Below are 24,090 nucleotides of genomic sequence, written 5' to 3'. Positions count from 1 at the left end.
GGAGAGGGAAAATCCGCAAGGATTTATTCATGGTGGCCTCCATGCGCGTCATGGCCGGCGTGGGCGTCGTGCCCTTCAGCGGCATCCGCCTCCTGCTTGCCATGGCCGCTGTGATACATCATGTCTTCCATGCACACGGTGCCCGGGTCCACGCAGCGGTTGAGAATGGCGTGGTACAGGGTCGGGTCGACGCTGGCATAGCGCTTCACCGGGTCCTTGATGCTGGGCACTTCCAGCGCCTTGTAGACCTCACGGCTGAGGGTGTTGCCGCTGGCCTTGTTCTTGTCCACCCAGGCCTGGAAGTCCGCCTCGCTGAGGCCATGGAACTGGAACTTCATGTGCGAGTAGCCGGCGCCACTGTAGTTGGCGGAGAAGCCCTGGTAGACGCCCGGCTCGTTGATCACGCCGTGCAGCTTGGTCTCCATGCCGGCCATGGCGTAGATCTGCCCGGCCATGGCGGGGATGAAGAAGGAATTCATCATGGTGGAGGCGGTGATCTTGAAGCGGATCGGCTGATCCACCGGCGCCGCCAGCTCATTCACCGTGGCGATGCCCTGCTCCGGGTAAATGAACAGCCACTTCCAGTCCAGCGCCACCACTTCCACGGTGAGCGGCTCCAGATCCGCCGGGATCGGGGTGTTGGCGTCGATGCGATCCAGCGGCCGGTAGGGATCCAGCTTGTGGGTATACACCCAGGTCATCGCCCCCAGGGCAATGATGATCAGCAGCGGCACCGCCCAGATCACCAGTTCCAGCACGGTGGAATGGGTCCAGTCCGGTTTGTAGGTGGCCTCGGTGTTTGACGCGCGGTAACGCCAGGCAAACCACAAGGTCAGCACGATGACAGGAACGATGACCAGCAGCATCAGGATGGTGGACCAGACAAGCAGGTCCCGCTGTTGCACTGCCACATCACCAGAGGGGGACATCACGACTGCATCGCAACCCGACAGCAGGGCAGCGACAAGCAACGTCAGCGACACTCCACGCAAGTATTTGAATATTTGCATTGGCGGCTATTCTGGTTGGCTTATGGGATAGGGGAACTCTAGCCAAGGCAATGGGAAGCGGGTATTGGACATTTTGTCCCATGGCCTTAAAGTGCTAGGGGAATGAGCTACAAGCTACAAGCTTCAAGCTGCAACGCGATCAGACTGATTCGGTGTAGCAATTCTGTGCCCGCGCCTAGGGCAATACGCGGGCACGGCCGAGCAGAGCCGCGAAGCCATCACCGCGCCTTGCAGCTTGAAGCTTGTAGCTTGCAACTCCCCAACACGAAATTCGAGCGCACAACATGTCCCAACCCCAGCAGTCCCACGGTTCCAGTCATGCCCCGGTGGCGCCCAATGAAATCGCCGTCGGAGTGGTCATCGGCCGGACTTCCGAATACTTCGACTTCTTTGTCTACGGCATCGCCTCGGTACTGATCTTCCCGCAGGTATTCTTCCCCTTCGCCGACCCGCTACAGGGCATGCTCTATTCCTTCTCCCTGTTTGCCCTGGCGTTTGTGGCCCGGCCCTTCGGTACCGCCCTGTTCATGACCATCCAGCGTCATTGGGGTCGCGGCATCAAACTCACCGCCGCCCTGTTCCTGCTGGGCACCGCCACCGCCGGCATCGCCTTCCTGCCCGGGTACGAGAAGCTGGGTGGCTACGCCATTACCCTGCTGGCCCTGTTCCGCATCATGCAGGGGGTGGCTTTCGGCGGCTCCTGGGATGGTCTGCCCTCGCTGCTGGCCCTGAACGCACCAAAGGAAAAGCGTAGCTGGTACGCCATGATCGGGCAGCTGGGCGCCCCGCTGGGCTTCGTCATTGCCAGCGCCCTGTTCCTGTTTCTCTATAACAGCCTGAGCGCCCCGGATTTCCTGGGCTGGGGCTGGCGTTACCCGTTCTTCGTAGCCTTCGCCATCAACGTGGTCGCCCTGTTCGCCCGCCTGCGTCTGGTGCTCACCGAGGAATACACCGAAGCCCTGGAAGAAAGCGAGCTGGAGCCCATCGGCACCACCGAGATGGTGCGCAAGCAGGGCTACAACATCTTTATCGGCTCCTTCGCCGCCCTGGCCAGCTATGCCCTGTTCCACCTGGTGACCATCTTCCCGCTGTCCTGGATCGCCCTGCAGGGCAGCCAGACCACCGGCCAGGTGCTGACCGTGCAGATCGTCGGCGGCATCGTGGGCATTATCGCCACCATCGGCTCCGGCTGGATCGCCGCGCGCATCGGCAAGCGCACCACCGTGGGCGCCCTGGCGGCGGTGATCGGCGTCTTCAGCCTGCTCACCCCGCTATTGATGGGGGGCAGCCCGGCCATGCAGGACACCTTCATCCTGCTCGGCTTTGCCCTGCTGGGGATTTCCTACGGCCAGGCCTCCGGCACCGTCACCGCCAACTTCGAGCGCCGCTTCCGCTACACCGGTGCCGCCCTCACCTCCGACTTCGCCTGGCTGTTCGGCGCCGCCTTCGCCCCCCTGGTGGCCCTGGGCCTGTCCGCCAAGTTCGGCCTGCTGTCGGTCACCGTCTACCTGCTCTCCGGCGTCATCTGCACCCTGCTGGCGTTGGCGGTGAACCAGACCCTGGTGGACCAAAGCGAGGACTAAGCTCTCGACAAGGCCGCCGTAGGAGCGGCGCTTGAGCCGCGAACCGCGTGCAAACGCGGAATCGTCCGGAGGACGATCAGGGTCGTCAGAACGGAACAGGGCTCCCGATAGAGAGACCCGAACCAGCTGATAATCTCTTCCTCGCTGTCGCTCGGTTCGCGCCTCAAGAGGCGCTCCTACAGCGGCTCCGTAGAACGCAAAAAGGCCGCATCCAACATCTGGACGCGGCCTCTTTCCTATCAGACCCGACAAACCCGGATCCGCGTTGCAGCTTGTAGCTTGTAGCTTGTAGCTCTTAACTCAAGCTCCCCAACGCTTTCTTGGTAAACGGCGCGATCTCTTCCTCACGCCCTTCCTTCACCTTCAGCAGCCAGTTCGGGTCCTGCAGCAGCGCCCGGCCCACCGCAATCATGTCGAACTCGTCGTTGTCCATGCGTCGGGTCAGCTCATCCAGCGCCGCCGGGTTGGCGGTGCCGCCCATGCCTTCCGGGCTGTTCAGGAAATCCCCATCCAGCCCCACGCTACCCACAGAAATGGTGGGCTTCCCGGTAATCTTCTTGGTCCAGCCGGCCAGGTTCAGGTCGGAACCCTCGAACTCCGGCAGCCAGAAACGACGGGTAGACGCATGGAAAATATCCACGCCGGCGTCCACGAACGGCATCAGGAAGCGTTCCAGCTCTTCCGGATTCTGGGCCAGCTTGGCGTCGTAATCCTGCTGCTTCCATTGGGAAAAGCGCAGCACAATGGCGAACTCCTCACCTACCGCTTCACGGACCGCCTTGACGATCTCCACGCCGAAGCGGGCGCGGTTCTCGATGGAGCCACCGTACTCGTCATCGCGCTGGTTGGTGCCTTCCCAGAAGAACTGGTCCAGCAGATAGCCGTGGGCACCATGAATCTCTACCCCGTCAAAGCCCACCGCTTTGGCGGCCCTGGCGGAGTCAGCAAACGCCTGCACCACGTCCTGGATGTCCTCATGGGTCATGGCGTGGCCATTTTCCTTGCCCGGCTTGAACAGGCCGGACGGCGAATGCCCGGGCACGTCCTTGTCCGGACCAATCCCGGGCTTGCGCACCGAGCCCACGTGCCAGAGCTGCGGGATAATCTGGCCACCGGCCTCGTGGACCGCATCCACCACCTTCTTCCAGCCCGCCATGGCCACATCACCGTAGATCGCCGGCACCCGCTCATAGCCGTTGGCCGCCTTGTGGCCCACAAAGGTGCCCTCGGTGATGATCAGGCCCACCTCGCCTTCCGCCCGACGGCGGTAGTAACCCACCACCTCGTCATTGGGCACATAGCCCGGCGAGAAGGTGCGGGTCATGGGGGCCATGGCCACCCGGTTACGCAGGTTCAGGGATTTGTGCGCAAAAGGGCGCAGCAGACTGTCCAGGGAACCACTCATTGTTACTCTCCCGAATTTTGTTTCACTCTGGCGCTCAAGCGAGCGCGATAAAAAACAACAGAATCAGCGAGGCCACCAATCGGCGGCCCTCAATTTGGTTGCGTAATAAAACCTTATTTGGTTTCGTTATGCAACCTTTCTGGCGTACAATGCCACCCATGACACGCAAACGCTTCGATGAAATGGGCTGCTCGGTAGCCTGCGCCCTCAATGAGGTCGGTGACTGGTGGTCCCTGCTGGTGGTCAAGCAGGCCATGCTGGGCACCCGCCGCTTTGTGGATTTCCAGCACAACCTGGGCATCGCCAAGAACATCCTCTGCAACCGCCTGACCCGGCTGGTGGACAACGGGGTAATGGTGCGTGTGGACGTGGGCGAGCACGGCAAGCGCTACGAATACCGCCTCACCGACAAGGGCCGCGACCTGTTTACGGTAGTCACCGCCCTGCGCCAGTGGAGCGAACGCTGGAACGGCGAGAAAGACACCATGCAGCTGGTGGACCGCCAGACCGGAGAGCCGCTGGCGCCGGTTACCGTCCAGAACCAGCAGGGTCAGACCCTCACCGTGCGGGATGTGCGGTTTGTGGATGAAGATGGGAAGCCGCTGGAGGAAGCGGGATGACCACCGGGTCCGCCCTGCACCAACGATGGCGCACCGCCGTCGCCCCGCTACTGCCTGACCCGGAGCCCACCTGGCAACAACTGGTCAACCACTACAGCGAGCCCCACCGCCACTACCACACCCTGGACCACGTCGCCGCCTGCCTGGGATGGCTGGACCATTACCGACACCTCGCCGCAGATCCGCTTAGCCTGGAACTGGCCTTGTGGGCCCATGATGTAATCTACGATCCCCGCGCCAGTGATAACGAAGCTCGCAGTGCAGACTGGTTTGCCCAGCACTTTGCTGGCAGCTACCTCACGGATCAACAGCGCGCCCGAGTACACGAACTCATCCTGGCCACCATCCACCCGCACCCTCCCACAGACCCGGACATGGCCCTGCTGCAGGATATCGACCTGAGTATTCTTGGGGCAGATGCGGAATTGTACGACCGGTATGAAGGGTGGATTCGGAAGGAATATGACTTTGTGCCGGAGGCGGCGTTTCGGAAAGGGCGTAGCGCTGTGTTGGAGAGTTTTCTGGATCAAGGGGTGATTTATCACACCGCTGAGCTAAGGGAGAAGCTGGAGTTGCCAGCCAGAGAAAACCTCTGTCGCGCACTGAAGAATCTGCGAGATTAACGCCCTATCCGTAGGAGTGTCGCTCGCGGCGCGATTTCTAAAAATCGGGATCAGGTCTTAAATATTTCAATCAAGTGCACGATGCAAGAGCTGACCCCATTAATCGTGGTTATGTTTTTTGGTCCCACCCTACAACTTGATCGTTATCAAGTGTGATTCGAAGACCGTATCGGTTACCACCTTGGTGATTATACTTCCAGACTTCTTTCTTCTTGGTTTTAAGGGCTTTTTAGTCCACGGAGTGTGGCCGACCCAACGAATCCACAAGCTGTTCAGCAGTTTGCCCCTGCCAAAAGGAACGATTCATAAGCGCCAAAACAAGATCTTCATCCTTATACTTCGCCATCAAGGACTCTCTTCGCTGTTTTTTCTGAACGGCCCGGACAAAAATGATCACCCCGACAACTGAAGCCACAATAGCTACAATTGAAACCCAACCAACAGACTCTCCCAGCTTCATTGCCCCATAAATAGGAAGAGCAATCACAATCAAGGCTGCTATACCTTGCGTCTCTGCTTTCGTCATCCTTTTCGCCATTCAGCCCCCTTTCAAACATAACGTCGCCAACAACGGCAGACTTGTGATTGTAAATTTTGCGCAACAATGGCGAAGCCATGCACAAAAGGCGCAAGCCCAAGGCTGTCCAGAGAGCGCAGCGAACGATGTTGCTTGGCCTTGTTAGGTGTTTCTGCCTTTAAGTAAGCCAAGTTCATAAAATGTTTTATCAAAGTCTCTTAATCGCTCATTCTCAGGGTAGCTGTACTCTGCTTGCATTAATACATCACGCCAATCTACTTGAGCGAGCTTTACTTTCTCGTGAAAAGTTGAAACATCACCATTAGATAGATAAACAATAGCCCGTATGATTCTATTGCCAATCATGCCCTTTGTTTTGGCATCAAGAACTTTCAACTCTTCGTGGACTTCGTTGGCTCTTTCGCCAAAGTCGTTCTCGATTTTTTGGTATATGTCTAATGCCATTTAACACCTAACGCCCGGCTCACGCGCCGGTTTGGAGCCGCGAAGCGGCGAAAAACCGGTCTCTGTGCAGCCGATTGTTATAAGTTCTTGGTATTAACTCTGTTCCCGCAATGAATGCACACGATGGAGCCACTGAACCACTTTGCAACCACGGATGCCCAATTACCACTTGAGTCAGGATGTGGCTTTTTAAAGGTCTGGATGGTGAGGCACCGGCCACAATGAGGGCAGCGGACGAAGAATGCGAGAACAACGTGCACTGCTGCGAAAACCAAAAACCCGTAGAACAGCCTGACCAATACACCTTTATCTCCAGACTCAGCCACCATCGTAAAGGCGAAATACAAGCCACAGGCCAATAACATTGCCCAAGCGCAGTAGACGCTGATCGCATTAAGCTTTCCGATGGTAAGGAATTTCACCATGCTTTTAGATCCCGCAACTTATAACGCCATGCTCAGCCGCCGCGTCAGCGGTCTAACTGGAGCTTCTTGTTAGGTTGCGGCACAAGAACCTCAACCAGCCTCACTTCTTCAGGCGTTCTCCATGCGTAAAGGAACAAAGCAATCAAGGCAATCCCTCCAACAATGACAAGTACCGACGGATGGTTAGCACCTAGATATATAGCTAAAAAATGCAAGACAAATGCTACCAAACCATATTTTATCAGTGTAGGAGCCGCACCCTTCCACCCCTTTTCTTTGATAATATTCTCAGGCCTTTTTAGATACACACCACAATGAGGGCATATAAAAGACAACTTCTTTTCCCTCCAATCCTCGCATCCCGCATTACGGGGAGAGAAAAGTTCACCACAATTTTGGCACTTGTATCTCATGACAACCTAACAGTGTATTCAATTGCAGATGCGATATATCACTTTGCAATATATCCCCGACCCAACTCTTTGCTCAAATCACGCTAAAACCGAATTGACTCAGTGGGTTACCGCCAGAGCAGCATCCACTCTCACCTGACTTTTCTTGCATTTGCGTGTTGAACAGGAAATTTAGTTCGGACTTTTCTCGCACCCCAAAACCCGAAAATTCACTTTATCTCAGCAACTTACAAAAATATGTAAGCCATATCCTACAAATTAAACTTGCGCGCGGGTGAAAAACGGGCGGAGGAGTGGCCACATATCAGGCCGACAATAAGCGGGACGCTTCGGGTACAACGGATGAATTGCGGTTTGCGTAGGGTGCACTGAGCCTGGGGCGAACTGCACCGCTTGGGTGGGAAATGGTGCAGTTCGCCTTAGGCTCAGTGCACCCTACTCGTTCGGTAGAGGGGTAGGTGCGGTAACGCTAGGCGCGCAAGAGATGGAGCGTATTACAGGCCTGCCAGACGACGGGCCTGCCAGTAACGCTGGCGCCAGTAGGGATTACTGAGGGACGAAGTCATCACGCCCTTGCTGGAGGACGCATGAAGGAAATCGCCGTTGCCCATGTAGATGCCTACATGGCGGTTGCCGGGGCCGGTGCGGAAGAACACCAGGTCGCCCACGCGGATCTCATCACGGCGGACTTTTTCGCCGCTTTTCAGCAGTTCGGTGGTGGTGCGCGGTACCTGCATACCCAGGCGGGACAGGAAGGTGAGATAGACAAAGCCGGAGCAATCCACACCGCGGGGGCTCAGGCCGCCGTAGCGGTAGGGAACGCCTTTCCAGTCTTCGTGCTGGGCTTGCAGGGAAACGCGCAGGGGCGGCGCTTCGGACATCACTTCTGCCACCAGCGCATCCAGTTCCTGCTGGGACTGGAGATCCGGTGCTGTGCCGGCATACGCCGCATCGGCGGGCGCACCGGGCGCTTGCGAGGCGGGAGGCGCGTCAACAGGTGCCCTGCCGGCACAGCCGGCCAGCAGGAGCAGCAAACAACTTAACAAAGGAAGGGTGTGGCGCATGGAGGGATAAGGCAGCGGTGTGGCCATTCGGTTCCCTCCTGAGCGGCGTAGGCCCTCAGGCCTGCGCCAGCTCCTCGCGCATTTGCTGGATGACCGCGGCGTAGTCGTCCTTGCCGAAGATGGCGGAGCCGGCCACGAAGGTGTCGGCGCCGGCGGCGGCGACTTCGCGGATGTTCTTTTCGGAAACGCCGCCATCCACTTCCAGGCGGATATCATAGCCGCTGGCGTCGATCATCTGGCGCACGGCGCGGGTTTTGTCCAGCGTGGAGGGGATAAACTTCTGACCGCCGTAGCCCGGGTTCACGCTCATCAGCAGGATCATGTCCAGCTTGTCCATCACGTATTCCAGGCAATCCGGGCGGGTGGCCGGGTTGAGGACCAGGCCGGCCTTGCAGCCGTAGCTCTTGATCAGCTGCAGGGAGCGATCCACGTGCTGGCTGGCTTCCGGGTGGAAGGTAATGTAGCTGGCGCCGGCTTCGGCGAACATGCTGATCAGTTCATCCACCGGGCTGACCATCAGGTGCACGTCGATGGGGGCGGTGATGCCGTGGTCGCGCAGGGCCTTGCAGACCATGGGGCCGATGGTCAGGTTGGGCACGTAGTGGTTGTCCATCACGTCGAAGTGGATCACGTCCGCCCCGGCGGCCAGCACGTTATCGCACTCTTCCCCGAGACGGGCGAAGTTGGCCGCGAGAATGGAGGGGGCGATCAGATAATCCTGCTTGGGCATGACAATTCCTCAAAATTCGTTTGTCGCGACAGTGTCACTGTGGGAGCGGTCGTTCGACCGCGAAAATGTGCCGGGGCCGAAATCGCTGTCGAACGACCGCTCCCACAAAAAACCGTTTCAGCGTCGGGTCAGCAATCGATCCAGTTCGTTCAGGCGCTCGGGGGTGCCGATATCCCACCACTGGCCGATGTGGTGCTCGCCGCTGACGGCATCGTCTGCCATGGCGGCGCGCAGCAGCGGCGCCAGTTTCGCTTCGCCATCGGGCAGATCCCGGAACAGGGCCGGATCGAACCGCCCCATGCCCGCATAGGTCAGCCTGGGTTCGCCATTATCGCGCACCCGGCCCCCTTCTGTCAGATGAAAATCCCCGCCCGGGTGGTGGTCCGGGTTATCCGCCAGCACCAGATGCACCGGGTCGGGACGGTCTGCCACCAGCCGGGACAGGTCGAAGTCGGTCCAGATATCGCCATTCACCAGCACAAAGGGCGCATCGCCCAACAGCGGTAGCGCCCGGCGAATGCCGCCGGCAGTTTCCAGCGGAGTGCCTTCATGGGAATAGGCGATGGGGATGCCAAAGCGCCGACCGTCGCCCAGGGTGGCGGCCAGTCTGTCGCCCAACCAGCCGGTGTTGATTACCAGGGAGTCGATGCCGGCATCACGCAATTTCTCGATATGGTATTCGATCAGCGCCTTGCCCCCGGCCTGCAGTAACGGCTTGGGGGTATGGTCGGTGAGGGGCCGCATGCGCTTGCCGTAGCCGGCGGCCAGGATCATGGCTTTCACTCGTTGTCCTCGAGCTGATCCAGGATCCACTCCAGGTCCGCCAGCTCCGGGCGGCGGGCGATGACGGTGCGCAGGTAGGCGAAGAATCGGGCTACATCGCCCAGATATTTGGGTTTGCCGTCCCGGTGGCAGATGCGGGCAAAGATACCGATCACCTTGAGGTGGCGCTGGGCGCCCATCAGGTCGCAGTGGCGCAGAAAGGTATCGAAGTCCGCCGGCACCGGCAGGCCTGCGGCGGTGGCCTTGTCGAAATACTGGCGCAGCCAGCCCAGCACCCGCTCTTCCGGCCAGCTGATAAAGGCATCCTTGAACAGGCTGATCACGTCATAGCTGATGGGGCCGGCCACCGCGTCCTGGAAATCCAGCACGCCGGGGTTGGGGTCGGACACCATCAGGTTGCGGGGCATGTAGTCCCGGTGCACAAAGACCTGCGGCTGGGCCAGGGCCGATTCGATCAGCACAGCGAACACACGGTCCAGGCGCTGGCGCAGCTCGCCGGTGACCACCTTTTCCCGGTGGCGAAACAGGTACCACTGGGGGAACAGCTCCAGCTCCCTTTGCAGCAGGGCTTCGTCATAGACTGGCAGGCCGCTCACATCGGTATGCAACTGCTGGGTAATCAGGGTATCGATGGCGGCGCTGTACCAGGCATCCGCATTGTTCTCGTTCAGGGCGGTCAGCCAGGTTTCATTGCCCATATCGGTGAGCAGCAGAAAGCCCTGGTCCAGATCCTGATGGACGATTTCCGGCACATGCAGGCCGGCACGCTGAAGACGCTGGGCCACGTCGATAAAGGGGCGACAATCTTCCTGGGCCGGCGGCGCATCCATGGCGATCAGGCTGCGGCCACCATGCTGATAGCGAAAATAACGACGGAAACTGGCATCCGCGGAAGCCGGCTCACCCGCCACACCGGCACCGAGGTAAGTACTTACCCACTGGTCCAGGGCGACCTTGCGGGGGTCGGCCTTATTGTCGGATTTACTTTTATCAGGCTGCATTGCCTTCCTTGTTCGATTACACTGCCGCTTTTACAGGGCGGAATTGCCGCCGCTGTACAAAACGGCCTTTTTACCTGTTCTGAGCAGCCGATGCCACTGCCCGTACAACGAATTCTTATCCCCGGCCTGCTGCTACTGGCAGGCACCAGCACCGCGGACAACGACCTTAACTGGGTTGACCGCGAAGAAATGGCCACGTTCCCTGCCGTGCAACAGCGCAGCATCCCGGAATGGTGTGGCGGCATCTACTATAACCCGGCCGTGGGCATCCCCGTGGCAGGCAGCGACACCGTGGTCACCGCCGACCACTCCACCATGTCGCAGAATGGCCTGATCGAGCTGGACGGCGACGTGCTGATCGAACAGCCCGGCAGCCGCATTACCACTGACAGCGCGCAACTGGACCAGGCCACCGGCAAGTTCCAGCTGGAAAACGGCATGCGCCTGGAAAGCGACCAGGCCACCTTTATTGCCTCCAGCATGAGCGGCCAGACCCGCCGCAAGGAAGGCAGCCTGCTGGGTGTGCGCTATTCCCTGTTCAATACCGCCGCCCGCGGCAGCGCCGACTATATTTTCCTCAACGAAACCACCACCACCATTACCCGTGGCACCTACACCACCTGTGCGCCGGGCTCCAATGGCTGGTCTCTGGAAGGGGAACGTATTTTCCTGGACCGGGAAAAGGGCTGGGGCGAAGCCAATAATGTGGTGCTGAAGGTGAAGAGCATGCCGATCTTCTGGCTGCCCTGGATGACCTTCCCCATTGACGACCGCCGCAAGACCGGCCTGCTGTTCCCCACCATTGCTATCGGTGACAGCAGCGGCGGCCTGGACATTACCCAGCCGATCTACGTGAACATCCACCCACAGCTGGATGCCACCATCGGCCCCCGCTTTATCGATGGCCGTGGCGAAGGGGTGGACTCCGAATTCCGCTACCTGACGCCCTGGGGCGAAGGCGACATCAGCTACGGGGTGCTGTTCAACGACCGCAAGTTCGATGACGAAGACCGGCAGGTGGCCCGTTGGACCCATAACGGCAATATCAACCGCTGGAATCTGAAGACCGACTTCAATTACGTGTCGGACGACTTCTATTTCAAGGACCTGGACACCGGCCTGGAAATCAGCTCCCAGACCCACCTGCCCCGGCTGGCGGAAGCCCGCTATTACGGCCGCACCTGGCAGGTACTGGGGCGCATGCAGTCCTGGCAGACCATCGACCCGACCCTGGCGGATCAGGATCTGCCCTACCGCCGTCTGCCACAGTTGCAGCTCACCGGTGACCCGACCCTGTATGGCCCCCTGAAAGGGCTGTGGCTGTCTGATATCACCTCTTTCGAGCGCAGCGGGTCCGATGACAGCGGCAAGGCCACCGGCCTGCGCGCCCACGCGGCCCCGGCCCTGAACCTGCGCCTGCAGCAACCCTGGGGCTATCTGGAACCCCGCGCCCGGCTGTATCACACCCGCTATGAGCTGGACAGTGTGGACGCCAACGCGGAAGACAATCCGGATATCACCACCTGGGGGGCCAGTGTGGATTCCGGCCTGTTCTTCGAGCGCCCCAGCCGCTGGTTTGGTGAAGACTTCACCCAGACTCTGGAACCGCGCCTGTTCGTCAACAAGGTGGCGTTCAAGAATCAGGACTTCCTGCCCAACTTCGACAGCCGCGAGCTGACCTTCTCCTACAACTCGCTGTTCCGGGAAAACCGCTTTATCGGCTACGACCGCATTGGTGACGAGGAAAAACTGGCGCTGGGCCTGACCAGCCGTTTCCTCCATGATGCCACCGGCCGCGAACAACTTCGGCTGCGCCTGGCCCAGGGTTTCTACTTCGAAGACCGCAAGGTGGTCACCGAGCAGACCGTGGAAGACCCCACCGATGACCAGACGCCACTGGTGGGTGACGCCCGATGGAACTTTGCCCGCGACTGGTACCTCTACACTGAAGCCCAATGGGATCTGGAAGAAAACGAGCGGGAACGCTCCAGCTTCCAGATCGGTTACAACGACCGGGAACGCCGGGTGGTCAATGTGGGCTATCACGACCGCCCCGAAGACGACATCCGCGAATCGGAACTCAGCGGCATCCTGCCAATTCATCGCCACTGGCGCATGGTAGGCCGCTGGATGTACGACCTGGAAAACAAGCGCACCCTGGAAACCATAGCCGGGGCCGAATACCGCAATTGCTGCTGGAAACTGCGCCTGCTGAGTCAGCGGGAACTGGTGGATGATGATGGCGATGGCGATCTCGAAGCCGACAGCACCATCTGGATACAAATTCAGATGGTTGGCCTGGGCGGCTTCGGCGGCCAGGTGGATGCCCTGCTGGAGCGCAGTATTCCGGGATACAGGAGACAGTATGATTGATAGAACGCTGCACGCTGCACGACGCACGCTGCACGCCAGACACACCCTGCTTGGCCTGCTGGCCATGGCCGTGCTGATGTTGCCGGCCTGGTCCCACGCCAAGGTGCAGATGCTCGACCGCATCGTGGCCGTGGTCAACGACGGCGCCATCATGGCCAGCGAGCTGGACGAGCGCATCAACACCATTGCCCTGCAATTCCAGGAAAAGGGCCAGCCACTGCCGCCCCCGGCGGTGATGCGTGAGCAGGTGCTCGACCGCATGATCCTTGAGCGCATGCAGCTGCAACTGGCCGACCGGGGCGGCATCAAGGTCGACGACGCCACCCTCAATCAGGCACTGGCCGGCATTGCCCGCCAGAACGGCATGACCCTGGAAGATTTCGCCGCCGCCCTGCGCCAGGACGGTTACGACTGGGCCCAGTTCCGTGAGCAGATCCGCCAGGACATGCTGATTTCCCGCCTTCAACAACGCAGCGTTGCCTCGCGCATTCGCATCACCGACCGGGAAGTGGACCGTTTCCTGAATTCGGAAATGGGCAAGAAGATGTTCGAAGCCGACTTCCGTCTTGGCCATATTCTGGTGCGGCTACCCGCCGGCGCCAGCCCGGAGCAAGTCCAGGACGCCAAACAGAAAGCCGAGAGCATCGTGGAACGCCTGAAGCAGGGCAGTGACTTCCAGCAGCTGGCCACGTCGGAATCCGACGGCCCCAAGGCCCTGGAAGGCGGTGACCTGGGTTGGCGCCCGGCGGCCCAATGGCCCAGCCTGTTCGCAGAAACCGCCATCGACATGAACAAGGGCGAGATTTCCCAGCCGCTACGCTCCGGGGCCGGCTTCCATATCATCAAGATGATGGACCGCAAGGGCGGCATCGAAAAAGTGGTCACCCAGTACCAGGTCCGTCACGTACTGATCAAGGCCGATGCATTGACCAGCCCCCAGGAGGCTCGCTCAGAAGCCATGCGCCTGCACGACAGCATTGCCTCTGGCCAGCAAGCGTTTGCCGCCGTGGCAGCGGAGCATTCCGACGATCCGGGTAGTGCCCGTAACGGTGGCGAGCTGGGCTGGATCACCCAGGGCGAGATGGTGCCGGAATTCGAGGACATGATGCTCAACACCCCGGTGGGCGAGCTGTCGCCGGTGTTCGAAAGCCAGTTCGGCTTTCACTTCCTGCGCGTGGACGACACCCGCGACGCGGACATGAGCGAAGAATTCCGTCGCATGCAGGCCACCCAGGCCCTGCAGAAGCGCCGTTTCGAGGAAGAGCTGGAAACCTGGCTGCAAGAGCAGCGCAGCGAATCCTACGTGGATATTCGCTTATGAGTCTGACGTCTGACGTCGGACGTCTGACGCCAGAACGTCCCATCGCCATCACCTGCGGGGATCCCGCAGGCATCGGCCCTGATCTGGTACTGACCCTGCCGGCATCCTTCCCGGACGCCCGGCTTGTTGTCATCGCTGATCGCGACGTCCTTACCCAGCGAGCCAGGCAACTCGACCTGGCCATTACGCTCTCCGACTGGCAGCCAGGGCAACCGCTGACACCGGGCACCCTGCCGGTGTGGCACACCCCGGCCGGGTCGTCGGTGACCGCCGGGCAGCCCGATCCGGCCACCGCCAGCGGCACCCTCACCATGCTCAGCCGCGCGGCACAGGGCTGCCTGGATGGCACCTTTGCCGCCATGGTGACCGCTCCTGTGGCCAAAAACGTGATCTGTGAGGGCGCCGACCCGGCCTTTACCGGCCATACCGAGTTTCTCGCCGAACAGGCCGGGGTGGACCAGGTAGTGATGATGCTCACCGCCCGCGAACTGCGGGTGGCCCTGGTCACCACCCATCTGCCGCTCAGTCAGGTGTCACGGGCGGTAACGGCAGACAGCCTGACCCGCACCCTGACCATTCTGCGCGACGACCTGATCGGCAAGTACCGCATTGAGGCGCCGCGCATTCTGGTGCTGGGGCTTAACCCCCATGCCGGCGAAGGCGGCCACCTGGGCCGCGAAGAACTGGATGTGATCATCCCCACCCTGGACGCCCTGCGCGATCAGGGCATGGCGCTCACCGGCCCGGTGCCGGCGGATACGGCCTTTCAGCCGGACCTGCTGGCGCAGCACGATGCGGTGCTGGCCATGTACCACGACCAGGGCCTGCCGGTGCTCAAGTACGCCGGCTTTGGCGAAGCCATCAATATCACCCTGGGGCTGCCCTTTATCCGCACTTCCGTGGACCATGGCACCGCCTTCGATCTGGCCGGCACCGGCCAGGCCAAGGCCGGCAGCCTGATCGCCGCCACCCGACTCGCTCTGGAGCTTGCCGCCACATGACAGAACACCGCACCCGCAAACGTTTCGGCCAGCACTTTCTGCATGACCGCAATCTGGTAGACCTGATGGTGCGTACCCTGGGGCTGCAGAAAGACGACACCCTGGTGGAAATCGGTCCCGGGCGCGGCGCGCTCACCTACCCGCTGCTGGAAAAGCTGCCGCATCTGCACGTGGTGGAGCTGGACCGGGACCTGATCGCCCTGCTGCGTCAGGAAAACAGCCCGGAACGCCTGACCATCCATGAAAGCGACGCCCTGCGCTTCGATTTCCGCACCCTGAAACCGACGGACAAGCCGCTGCGGGTGATCGGCAACCTGCCCTACAACATCTCCACGCCGCTGATCTTCCACCTGCTCAGCCAGGCGAACGCCATCAGCGACATGACCTTCATGTTGCAGAAGGAAGTGGTAGACCGGCTCACCGCCCGCCCCGGCACCCGTGACTGGGGGCGCCTGTCGATCATGGTGCAGTACCACTGTCAGGCGGATTACCTGTTCTTTGTCCCCCCGGAGGCCTTCAGCCCGCCGCCCAAGGTGGATTCCGCCGTGGTCCGGCTGATGCCCCATGCCAGCCTGCCCCACCCGGCGGACGACGAAGAGCATCTGCGGCGGCTGGTGGCCCAGGCCTTCACTCAACGACGCAAGGCCATCCGCAATAGTCTAAAATCACAGGTCACCCTGGAGCAGTTCGAGCAGGCGGGCATTGACGCCGGCCTGCGCCCGGACCAGCTCTCCGTGGCAGACTATGTGGCCCTGGCCAATATCACCCGGCCAGAGGCGGGCACCGCCTAGCCGGGCCAAGCAGCCGCGCCAGAGCCAGCCAGGTAACCGAACCCATTCAGCGAGAATCACATCAACGGAGCAACCATGAGCCCGCGCCATAATATTCAGGTCTCGGTGGAAACCGAATTTCTCGCCGATCAGAGCGACGTGGACAACCAGCGCTGGGTGTTTGCCTACCACATCACCATTCGCAATGAGGGTACCGTCAGCGCCCGCCTGTTGACCCGTCACTGGGTGATCACCGATGGCGAAGAGCGCGTGCAGGAAGTCCATGGCGAAGGCGTCATCGGCGAACAGCCCCACATCGCCCCGGGCCAGGCCTTTTCCTACACCAGCGGCGCCATCCTGGAAACCGAAGTCGGCAGTATGCGCGGCAGTTACCAGATGATTGCAGAAGATGGCACACACTTCGACGCACAAGTCCCGATGTTTACTCTTGCGGTACCGCATGCGCTGCATTGATTCCGGCCTGCAACACGCCAACAGGACCAGGCCAACCGGGACTGGAGGTGCCCATTGAGCGATTACGCCATCGGTGACTTGCAGGGCTGCCTGAAGCCCTTCAATTGCCTGCTGGAACAAATCAATTTCAATGCGGATCGCGACCGGCTGTTCCTCGCCGGCGACCTGGTCAACCGCGGCCCGGATTCCCTGGGCACCCTGCGCCGGGTTTATGAGCTGCGCGAGAATGTGCACGCCGTACTGGGCAACCACGACCTGCACCTGCTGGCAGTGGCCCAGGGCAGCACCGACAGCCGCCGTAAGGACACCCTCACGGATATCCTCGAGGCACCGGACCGCGACGCCCTGTTGGGCTGGCTGCAGAACTGCCCGCTATTGGTGGATATCCCTGAACATCAGGCGGTGATGACCCATGCCGGCATTCCGCCACTGTGGACACTGCCCGAAGCACGGCAACGGGCCCGGGAAGTGGAGCAGGTACTGCGCGGCCCTCAGGTGGGCGAGTATTTCGCCAACATGTACGGTAACCAGCCGGCGGGCTGGGACAACGCCCTGCAAGACGCGGAACGCTGGCGGGTCATCACCAACCATTTCACCCGCATGCGTTTTGTGGACCTGGCCGGAGCTCTGGATCTGGGCAGCAAGGGCGAAGCCGATGCCCCTCCGGAAGGTTTCATGCCCTGGTTCCTGCACCCCCATCGTCAGGCCACTGACACCCGCATCCTGTTCGGCCACTGGGCGGCACTGGAAGGCCACACTGACGTGGCAAACGTAGACGCCCTGGATACCGGCTGCGTCTGGGGCGGCAGCCTCACCGCCCTGCGCCTGGACGATCTGACCCGCATCGCCTGCCACTGCTGACTCTCAGCGCATGCAGGCGCTTTCCCTCGCTGTAACACCCTGCGCAAATCCATGGCAATCTGCCAGCTACCTACGAGTGTTCGAACGGTGTTTTGCTTACCACTTGCCGCCCTTTACGGCTCGCCTCCGGCCTGTCAGACATTCGCCACACTTCATCCTTTTTCTGCCAAAAAACATTTCCTTCCGCTTTGACTTCATCTGCCGTTTGGCTACATGCTAAAGATGTGACTGCACGGTCAGACCTGCAGTCATGAATACCCACTTTCATTTTTTATTTACGCGACTTTTTTTAATAATCAATCAAAGTGATCAAGGCATCTATCAAGGACACGTACCGCATGTAGTTTTGTTGTGACCATTGTTGGTTTCGCCAGGAGGAAGCAGGCATGAGCATTATCAGCCACTACCAGGCCCGGTTTGACAGCACACAGCAGGAAGAAATGTCGCTGGAAGAATACCTGGACCTGTGCAAACGCGACCCCAGCGCCTACGCCACGGCCCCCGAGCGCATGCTGATGGCCATCGGCGAGCCAGAAATGGTCGACACCGCCAAGGACCCACGCCTGTCACGCATCTTCTCCAACAAGGTCATCCGTCGCTACCCTGCCTTCGACGAGTTCTACGGCCTGGAAGAGGTGATCGAGAATATCGTCAGCTACTTCCGCCATGCCGCTCAGGGCCTGGAAGAAAAGAAACAGATTCTTTACCTGCTCGGCCCGGTGGGCGGCGGCAAATCCTCCCTGGCGGAAAAGCTCAAGGCGCTGATGCAAAGAGTGCCTTTCTACGCCATCAAGGGTTCCCCGGTTAACGACTCTCCCCTGGCCCTGTTCGACCCGGAAGAAGATGCCCCGATTCTGGAAGAGGAATACGGCATCCCGCGCCGCTATATCCGCACCATCATGTCGCCCTGGGCGGTAAAACGACTGCATGAATTCGGCGGCGACATCAGCCAGTTCCGGGTGGTGAAACGTTACCCGTCCATTCTCGACCAGGTCGCCGTGGCCAAGACCGAGCCGGGTGATGAAAACAACCAGGATATTTCTGCCCTGGTGGGCAAGGTGGATATCCGCAAACTGGAAGATTTCGCCCAGGACGACCCGGACGCCTATTCCTTCTCCGGCGGTCTGTGTCGGGCCAATCAGGGCATTCTGGAATTCGTGGAAATGTTCAAGGCACCGATCAAGGTGCTGCATCCCCTGCTGACCGCCACCCAGGAAGGCAATTACAACGGCACCGAACACATGGGTGCGATTCCCTTCGACGGCATCGTGCTGGCCCACTCCAACGAAGCGGAGTGGCACACCTTCAAGAACAACAAGAACAACGAAGCCTTTATCGACCGGGTCTATATCGTCAAGGTGCCCTACTGTCTGCGTGTCACCGAAGAAATGCAGATCTATGAAAAACTGCTGCGCAATTCCAGCCTGCGTGACGCCCATTGCGCACCAGACACCTTGCACATGCTGGCGCAGTTCTCTTCCCTGACCCGCCTCAAGGAACCGGAAAACTCCAGCATTTATTCCAAGATGCGGGTCTATGACGGCGAGAACCTGAAAGACGTGGATCCCCATGCCAAGTCCATGCAGGAATATCATGACATGGCCGGCGTCGACGAAGGCATGAACGGCCTCTCCACTCGCTTCGCTTTCAAGATCCTGTCCAAGGTCTTCAACTACGACCACACCGAAGTGGCAGCCAACCCGGTGCATCTGATCCATGTGCTCGAGCAACGCATTGATCAAGAGCAGTTTCCCCAGGAGCAACAGGAGCAATACCGCCGCTTCATCAAGGAGTACCTGGTACCGCGCTACGTGGAATTTATCGGCAAGGAAATACAGACCGCCTACCTGGAGTCCTATTCCGAGTATGGCCAGAACATCTTCGACCGCTATGTCACCTACGCGGACTTCTGGATTCAGGATCAGGAATTCCGCGACCCGGACACCGGTGAGATTTTCGACCGTCAGGCTCTCAACGAGGATCTGGAGAAAATCGAAAAGCCCGCGGGCATCTCCAACCCGAAGGATTTCCGCAACGAAGTGGTCAACTTCGTCCTGCGCGCCCGCGCCAACAACAATGGCAAGAACCCCAGCTGGCTCAGCTACCAGAAACTTCGCGACGTGATCGAGAAGAAAATGTTCTCCAACACCGAAGACCTGCTGCCGGTGATTTCCTTCAACGCCAAGGGCAGCGAAGACGATCAGCGCAAGCACAGCAACTTCGTGCAGCGCATGGTCTCCCGAGGCTATACGGAAAAACAGGTACGCCTGCTATCCGAATGGTACCTGCGAGTTCGCAAGGCGCAGTAGCAAACTCCCCGTAGGAGCTATGCTTGCATGGCGAACCTGCTTGCGAATACCCATGATTCGCCATGCAAGCATAGCTCCTACGCAAGGGGCACATAGCCGGAGGAAGCAATGAGCTACATCATTGATCGCCGCCTGAACGACAAGCGCAAGAGCACGGTCAACCGCCAGCGTTTTTTGCGTCGTTATCGCAAGCACATCCGCGAAGCCGTCAATGATGCGGTGAACCGCCGCTCCATTCAGGATATGGAACAGGGCGAGCGTATCAATATTCCTCGCAAGGACCTGTCCGAGCCCATTTTTCATCATGGCCCCGGCGGGCAACGCAGTATCGTGCACCCCGGCAACAAGGAGTTTCACCCGGGCGACCGGATCATGCGACCGGAAGGCGGAGGCGGACAAGGCAGCGGGGATGGTCAGGCCAGTGACCAGGGGGAAGGCGATGATGCCTTCGCCTTTGAAATCGACAAGCAGGAATTCCTCAACTTCCTGTTCGAGGACCTGGAGCTTCCCAACCTGATAAAGCGACACCTGGAAGGCGCCCAGACCTTCCAGACCAAACATGGCGGCATTGTCAGCCAGGGCATGCCCGCCAAGATCAATATTGTCCGCTCCATGCGCCAGGCCTCCATGCGGCGCCGGGCACTCACCGCCGCCACCCGGCGACGCATTCGTGATTTCAAAGCGGAACGAGAGGAACTGCTACAAAAGGACCAGTCCCCGCAACGCCAGGCTCGCCTGCAGGAACTGGACGAGCAGATTGCCAAGCTGGAACGACGCCTGGATCGCATTCCGTTTCTGGATACCGTAGACCTGCGCTTCAATCATCATGTGAAAGTGCCCGTGCCGGTGAGCCGGGCGGTGATGTTCTGCATCATGGATGTATCCGGCTCCATGAATCAGGACATGAAGGATCTGGCCAAACGTTTCTTCCTGTTGCTGTATCTGTTCCTGCAGCGCAATTATGAAAAAATCGAGGTGGTTTTTATCCGCCACCACACCAGTGCCAAGGAAGTGGATGAGGAAGAGTTTTTCTATTCCCGGGAGACCGGCGGCACCATTGTCTCCAGTGCATTGAAACTCACCCGCGACATCATCAACGAACGCTACCCGGTGGCGGAGTGGAATATCTATGCCGCCCAGGCCTCCGATGGCGACAACTGGAATGATGACTCCCCGGCCTGCGCCAAGTTGATTGAAGAAGAACTGCTACCCAAGTTGCAGTACTTCTCCTACGTGGAAGTTATGCCCCGTGCCCACCAGGCCCTCTGGGACCACTATCAAAGCATCATGGAAAAACACCCCACTGCGTTTTCCATGGCACAGATTGACGAGCCCGGCGAGATCTACCCGGTTTTCCGTCACCTGTTCAAGAAACGCATGGAGGACGCATGAGCTTTTTATCTCAAGGGTCCGACTGGGATTTCGAACTGCTGGCGCGCTATGACGAGGCGATTGCCGATATTGCCCATAACAAATATGGCCTCGACACCTACCCCAACCAGATCGAGGTGATTTCCTCCGAGCAAATGATGGACGCCTATTCCTCGGTGGGCATGCCGGTGGGCTACAACCACTGGTCCTTCGGCAAACAGTTTGTCGAAGTGGAGGGCCGCTATCGGCGCGGGCAGATGGGGCTGGCTTATGAAATCGTCATCAACTCCGACCCTTGCATTGCCTACCTGATGGAAGAGAACAGCATCGCCATGCAGGCCCTGGTGATCGCCCACGCCAGCTATGGGCACAATTCCTTCTTCAAGAACAATTACCTGTTCAAGACCTGGACCGATGCCTCCTCCATCATCGATTACCTGGTATTCGCGCGGAACTACATTGCCGAGTGCGAAATGCGCCACGGTGTCACTGCCGTGGAGGAAACCCTGGACTCCTGCCATGCCCTGATGAATTACGGGGTAGATCGCTACAAACGCCCCTCCCCCATTTCCGCCGTGGAGGAAAAACGCCGCCAGCGCGAACGGGAAGAGTCGCTGCAGAAGCAGGTCTCGGAGTTATGGCGCACCTTTCCGCAATTACAGCCGGCCACCCAACGTCGCGAGGAGGACGGCACCTTCCCGGCTGAACCACAGGAAAACCTGCTTTATTTCATCGAGAAAAATGCCCCTCTTCTGAAACCCTGGCAACGGGAAATCATCCGCATCGTGCGCAAGATGGCCCAGTACTTCTACCCGCAACGCCAGACCAAGGTAATGAACGAGGGTTGGGCATGCCTGTGGCACTACACCCTGCTCAACGATCTCTACGACAAGGGTCTGGTCACCGATGGCTTCATGCTGGAATTCCTGCAGAATCACAGTCAGGTGATCTACCAGCCCCCCTTTACGGCCCCCTTCTACAGCGGCATGAATCCCTATGCGCTGGGCTTCAACATGTTCCAGGATATCCGCCGCATTTGCGAAAACCCGGATGACGAGGACCGGGAGTGGTTTCCGGAAATCGCCGGCTCCAACTGGGTCGAGACGGTGAAATTTGCCATGGAGAGCTTCAAGGATGAGAGCTTCATTCAGCAATTTCTGTCACCGAAACTGATCCGTTACTTCAAGTTTTTCCAGATCGACGATGACGATCACAACGATTACGTGGAAGTGGCAGCGATTCATAATGAACAGGGTTACCGCAAGGTCCGCGACGCCCTGGCCGAGCAGTACAACCTGAGCATTCAGGAGCCCAACATCCAGATCGTGCGCGCCAACATTCATGGCGACCGAGCCCTGACCCTGCGTCACCAGCGTAGCAGCAGCCGACCTCTGGATGATGACAGCGCCCGGGAAGTCCTGCGCCACCTGCACCGGCTGTGGCAGTTCGACGTACACCTGGAAAGCGTGGAAAACGGCAGCGTGGTCAGCCATCACAGCATGCCCCCGGAGCCGGCCCCTACCGTTTCTTCGTAACCAATAGCCTGTGCCGCAAGACTGAACGGCAAAGGTCGCAGCCATCAGAGAAACGCGTAACAACCAGAATGTGTAGGGTGCACTGAGCCCAAGCGAACTGCACCAACCCGGGGCCGCAGCGGTGCAGTTCGCTTGGGCTCAGTGCACCCTACAAATGCCGCCTCCTCATAACGTCCACAAACGTTCGAGCCGCGTTACCACTTTCAACTTTCCACTTGAAACCGCTTGAGCTGCCGCCTTACCTGATGATCCCCCAACACAAACAGGGACAGCGCCAGCACAATCACCCCGGCACCGATCAGCACCATACTGCCCAGGCTCTCGCCATTGAGCAGATTGCCCAGCGCCAGCGCCAACACGGGTGTAATCAGTGTGACCAACGCCACCGTGGCGGCAGGCAGCCGTGACAGGATCTGGAAATAACAATAAAAACCCAGCAGAGAGCCAAACACGGCCAGGTAGATAATGGCGGACAGCCCACGCAGGTCGCCGCTAAAGGCAAACGACTGGCCAGCAATGAGCATGGCCACTGCGTAGCACGGCAATGACAATATCAGGCCGCCGACGGTCTGTTGCATGGGCTGCAGACCGGCGCCCACCCGCTGCACGGCAATGCCGCCCCCGGCAAACAGGGTCACCGCAGACAACATCCACAACAGCCCGGTACCACGCTCACCCAGGTCCGCGCCGGCCAGCAGGCCCGCCAGGTTTTCGTCAAACACCAGCGCCAAGCCGAACAAACCCAGCAGGCAGGCGCTCCAGTGCCAGCCATTCAGTCGCACGCTGCCAGGCAAAGATTGCATCATCAGGCCGGAGAGTAATGGGGCCAGACCGAAAATCACCGAAATCAGACCGGAAGGCAGATGTGTGGCCGCCATGTAGCTACACGCCATGGCCCCAAAAATACCCGGCAAGGCAACGGTATAACTGAGCACAGCGCGACCATGCAGCGGCAGGCTCTGACGCTTCCAGCACAACCACAGCAAACCCAGCAGCGCAGCAATGGCCATACGCACGCCAGCTGCCGCCAGCGGTGCCATGGCATCACCACTCCATTTAATCCCCAACGGCGTGGTTGCCCACACCGCCACTACGATCAAATACGCTGCCAGGGTTGGCATGTCGTTCTCCTTGGTTGAGGAGCAAGTTGAAAGTTCAAAGTTGAAAGGCGCGGCAGGTGCTGGTGCCAACCGACAACCTCCTCAGCCGCGCCGCAAAGCGAGAAAACCATGCTCCACACTCTTTCCCTTTACGGCGGGGCTGAGGAGGTCAATGATTAGCAGCTGCCTTTCCCGCGCTTTTCAACTTTGAACTTTCAACTTGCAACTGATTAACGACCTGCCACCTTTCCAAAAACACAAAAAAGGCCGCAGGTCAGGGACACTGCGGCCTTTTTGCAGAACTGAAACTATCAGTCACACAGCCGCAATCCCTGC

At 59.5% G+C, this 24,090-nt stretch carries 21 protein-coding genes; 12 read left to right on the top strand and 9 right to left on the bottom strand.

The features are described from left to right. Positions 1-23: 23 nt before the first annotated feature. Positions 24-1,010 carry a ubiquinol oxidase subunit II gene (gene cyoA / locus Q0Y02_RS15025; protein ID WP_297770215.1) on the bottom strand — a complete coding sequence of 329 codons (987 nt, stop codon included), beginning with the start codon at positions 1,008-1,010 and terminating at the stop codon, positions 24-26. Between the two features lie 284 nt (positions 1,011-1,294). Here cyoA and Q0Y02_RS15020 point away from each other — a divergent pair, with 284 nt between their 5' ends. Then, the gene (locus tag Q0Y02_RS15020; RefSeq protein ID WP_297770211.1) at positions 1,295-2,593 is read left to right on the top strand and encodes an MFS transporter; all 1,299 of its coding nucleotides are present in this window, start codon (positions 1,295-1,297) and stop codon (positions 2,591-2,593) included. 295 nt (positions 2,594-2,888) lie between these two features. On the opposite strand, the gene Q0Y02_RS15015 is transcribed toward Q0Y02_RS15020, so the two are convergent. After that, positions 2,889-3,998, bottom strand: a complete 1,110-nt coding sequence (locus Q0Y02_RS15015; protein ID WP_297770207.1) for an NADH:flavin oxidoreductase — start codon at positions 3,996-3,998, stop codon at positions 2,889-2,891. 158 nt (positions 3,999-4,156) lie between these two features. Here Q0Y02_RS15015 and Q0Y02_RS15010 point away from each other — a divergent pair, with 158 nt between their 5' ends. Both Q0Y02_RS15010 and Q0Y02_RS15005 read left to right on the top strand, forming a co-directional pair. After that, positions 4,157-4,618: a helix-turn-helix domain-containing protein gene (locus tag Q0Y02_RS15010; protein WP_297770205.1), complete on the top strand. Its 462-nt coding sequence runs from the start codon at positions 4,157-4,159 to the stop codon at positions 4,616-4,618. Beyond that, complete coding sequence (locus tag Q0Y02_RS15005) at positions 4,615-5,241, top strand: N-methyl-D-aspartate receptor NMDAR2C subunit (RefSeq protein ID WP_297770202.1); 627 nt, start codon at positions 4,615-4,617, stop codon at positions 5,239-5,241. Before Q0Y02_RS15010 ends, Q0Y02_RS15005 begins: the two co-directional genes overlap by 4 nt. A 229-nt stretch (positions 5,242-5,470) precedes the next feature. Here the strand turns inward: Q0Y02_RS15005 and Q0Y02_RS15000 are convergent, their stop codons facing one another. The 6 genes from Q0Y02_RS15000 to Q0Y02_RS14975 form a co-directional block, all read right to left on the bottom strand. Then, positions 5,471-5,767, bottom strand: a complete 297-nt coding sequence (locus Q0Y02_RS15000) for a hypothetical protein (RefSeq protein WP_297770200.1) — start codon at positions 5,765-5,767, stop codon at positions 5,471-5,473. Between the two features lie 153 nt (positions 5,768-5,920). Then, complete coding sequence (locus Q0Y02_RS14995) at positions 5,921-6,223, bottom strand: hypothetical protein (RefSeq protein ID WP_297770197.1); 303 nt, start codon at positions 6,221-6,223, stop codon at positions 5,921-5,923. 1,332 nt (positions 6,224-7,555) lie between these two features. Next, the gene (locus Q0Y02_RS14990) at positions 7,556-8,152 is read right to left on the bottom strand and encodes an NlpC/P60 family protein (protein ID WP_297770194.1); all 597 of its coding nucleotides are present in this window, start codon (positions 8,150-8,152) and stop codon (positions 7,556-7,558) included. Positions 8,153-8,180: 28 nt separating this feature from the next. Next, entirely contained in the window at positions 8,181-8,855 is a 675-nt protein-coding gene (gene rpe, locus Q0Y02_RS14985) for a ribulose-phosphate 3-epimerase (protein WP_297770191.1), read from the bottom strand. 117 nt (positions 8,856-8,972) lie between these two features. Beyond that, entirely contained in the window at positions 8,973-9,638 is a 666-nt protein-coding gene (gene murU, locus Q0Y02_RS14980; RefSeq protein WP_297770188.1) for an N-acetylmuramate alpha-1-phosphate uridylyltransferase MurU, read from the bottom strand. Next, positions 9,635-10,639 (bottom strand): phosphotransferase, encoded by a 1,005-nt coding sequence (locus Q0Y02_RS14975; protein WP_297770185.1) that lies wholly within the window; start codon positions 10,637-10,639, stop codon positions 9,635-9,637. The genes murU and Q0Y02_RS14975 overlap by 4 nt, the downstream gene beginning before the upstream one ends. A 90-nt stretch (positions 10,640-10,729) precedes the next feature. Between Q0Y02_RS14975 and lptD the strand changes: the two genes are divergently transcribed. The 9 genes from lptD to Q0Y02_RS14930 all read left to right on the top strand — a co-directional run bounded on the left by lptD (position 10,730) and on the right by Q0Y02_RS14930 (position 22,654). Further along, on the top strand, positions 10,730-13,012 hold the full coding sequence (lptD, locus tag Q0Y02_RS14970; RefSeq protein WP_273008902.1) for an LPS assembly protein LptD: 2,283 nt from the start codon (positions 10,730-10,732) through the stop codon (positions 13,010-13,012). Further along, positions 13,005-14,333 (top strand): peptidylprolyl isomerase, encoded by a 1,329-nt coding sequence (locus Q0Y02_RS14965; RefSeq protein ID WP_297770179.1) that lies wholly within the window; start codon positions 13,005-13,007, stop codon positions 14,331-14,333. Before lptD ends, Q0Y02_RS14965 begins: the two co-directional genes overlap by 8 nt. Beyond that, on the top strand, positions 14,330-15,334 hold the full coding sequence (gene pdxA / locus Q0Y02_RS14960) for a 4-hydroxythreonine-4-phosphate dehydrogenase PdxA (protein WP_366516928.1): 1,005 nt from the start codon (positions 14,330-14,332) through the stop codon (positions 15,332-15,334). The genes Q0Y02_RS14965 and pdxA overlap by 4 nt, the downstream gene beginning before the upstream one ends. Further along, positions 15,331-16,125: a 16S rRNA (adenine(1518)-N(6)/adenine(1519)-N(6))-dimethyltransferase RsmA gene (rsmA, locus tag Q0Y02_RS14955; protein ID WP_297770176.1), complete on the top strand. Its 795-nt coding sequence runs from the start codon at positions 15,331-15,333 to the stop codon at positions 16,123-16,125. Before pdxA ends, rsmA begins: the two co-directional genes overlap by 4 nt. A gap of 75 nt (positions 16,126-16,200) precedes the next feature. Further along, a complete protein-coding gene (gene apaG, locus Q0Y02_RS14950; RefSeq protein WP_297770174.1) occupies positions 16,201-16,578 on the top strand; it encodes a Co2+/Mg2+ efflux protein ApaG in 378 nt (125 codons plus the stop codon). 54 nt (positions 16,579-16,632) lie between these two features. Further along, positions 16,633-17,439 carry a symmetrical bis(5'-nucleosyl)-tetraphosphatase gene (locus tag Q0Y02_RS14945; protein ID WP_297770171.1) on the top strand — a complete coding sequence of 269 codons (807 nt, stop codon included), beginning with the start codon at positions 16,633-16,635 and terminating at the stop codon, positions 17,437-17,439. A 386-nt stretch (positions 17,440-17,825) separates the two neighbouring features. After that, a complete protein-coding gene (locus Q0Y02_RS14940; RefSeq protein ID WP_297770168.1) occupies positions 17,826-19,748 on the top strand; it encodes a PrkA family serine protein kinase in 1,923 nt (640 codons plus the stop codon). Between the two features lie 108 nt (positions 19,749-19,856). Continuing rightward, complete coding sequence (locus Q0Y02_RS14935; RefSeq protein ID WP_297770165.1) at positions 19,857-21,140, top strand: YeaH/YhbH family protein; 1,284 nt, start codon at positions 19,857-19,859, stop codon at positions 21,138-21,140. Further along, entirely contained in the window at positions 21,137-22,654 is a 1,518-nt protein-coding gene (locus Q0Y02_RS14930; RefSeq protein ID WP_297770163.1) for a SpoVR family protein, read from the top strand. Before Q0Y02_RS14935 ends, Q0Y02_RS14930 begins: the two co-directional genes overlap by 4 nt. Positions 22,655-22,857: 203 nt before the next feature. On the opposite strand, the gene Q0Y02_RS14925 is transcribed toward Q0Y02_RS14930, so the two are convergent. Next, positions 22,858-23,775 (bottom strand): DMT family transporter, encoded by a 918-nt coding sequence (locus tag Q0Y02_RS14925; protein WP_297770160.1) that lies wholly within the window; start codon positions 23,773-23,775, stop codon positions 22,858-22,860. Between the last annotated feature and the right edge of the window lie 315 nt (positions 23,776-24,090).

This window comes from uncultured Alcanivorax sp., from assembly GCF_947258575.1.
Taxonomy (GTDB): Bacteria; Pseudomonadota; Gammaproteobacteria; order Pseudomonadales; family Alcanivoracaceae; genus Alcanivorax.
Note: the sequence above shows the minus strand (reverse complement) of the source record. Positions and strands in the feature narration are given on the sequence as shown.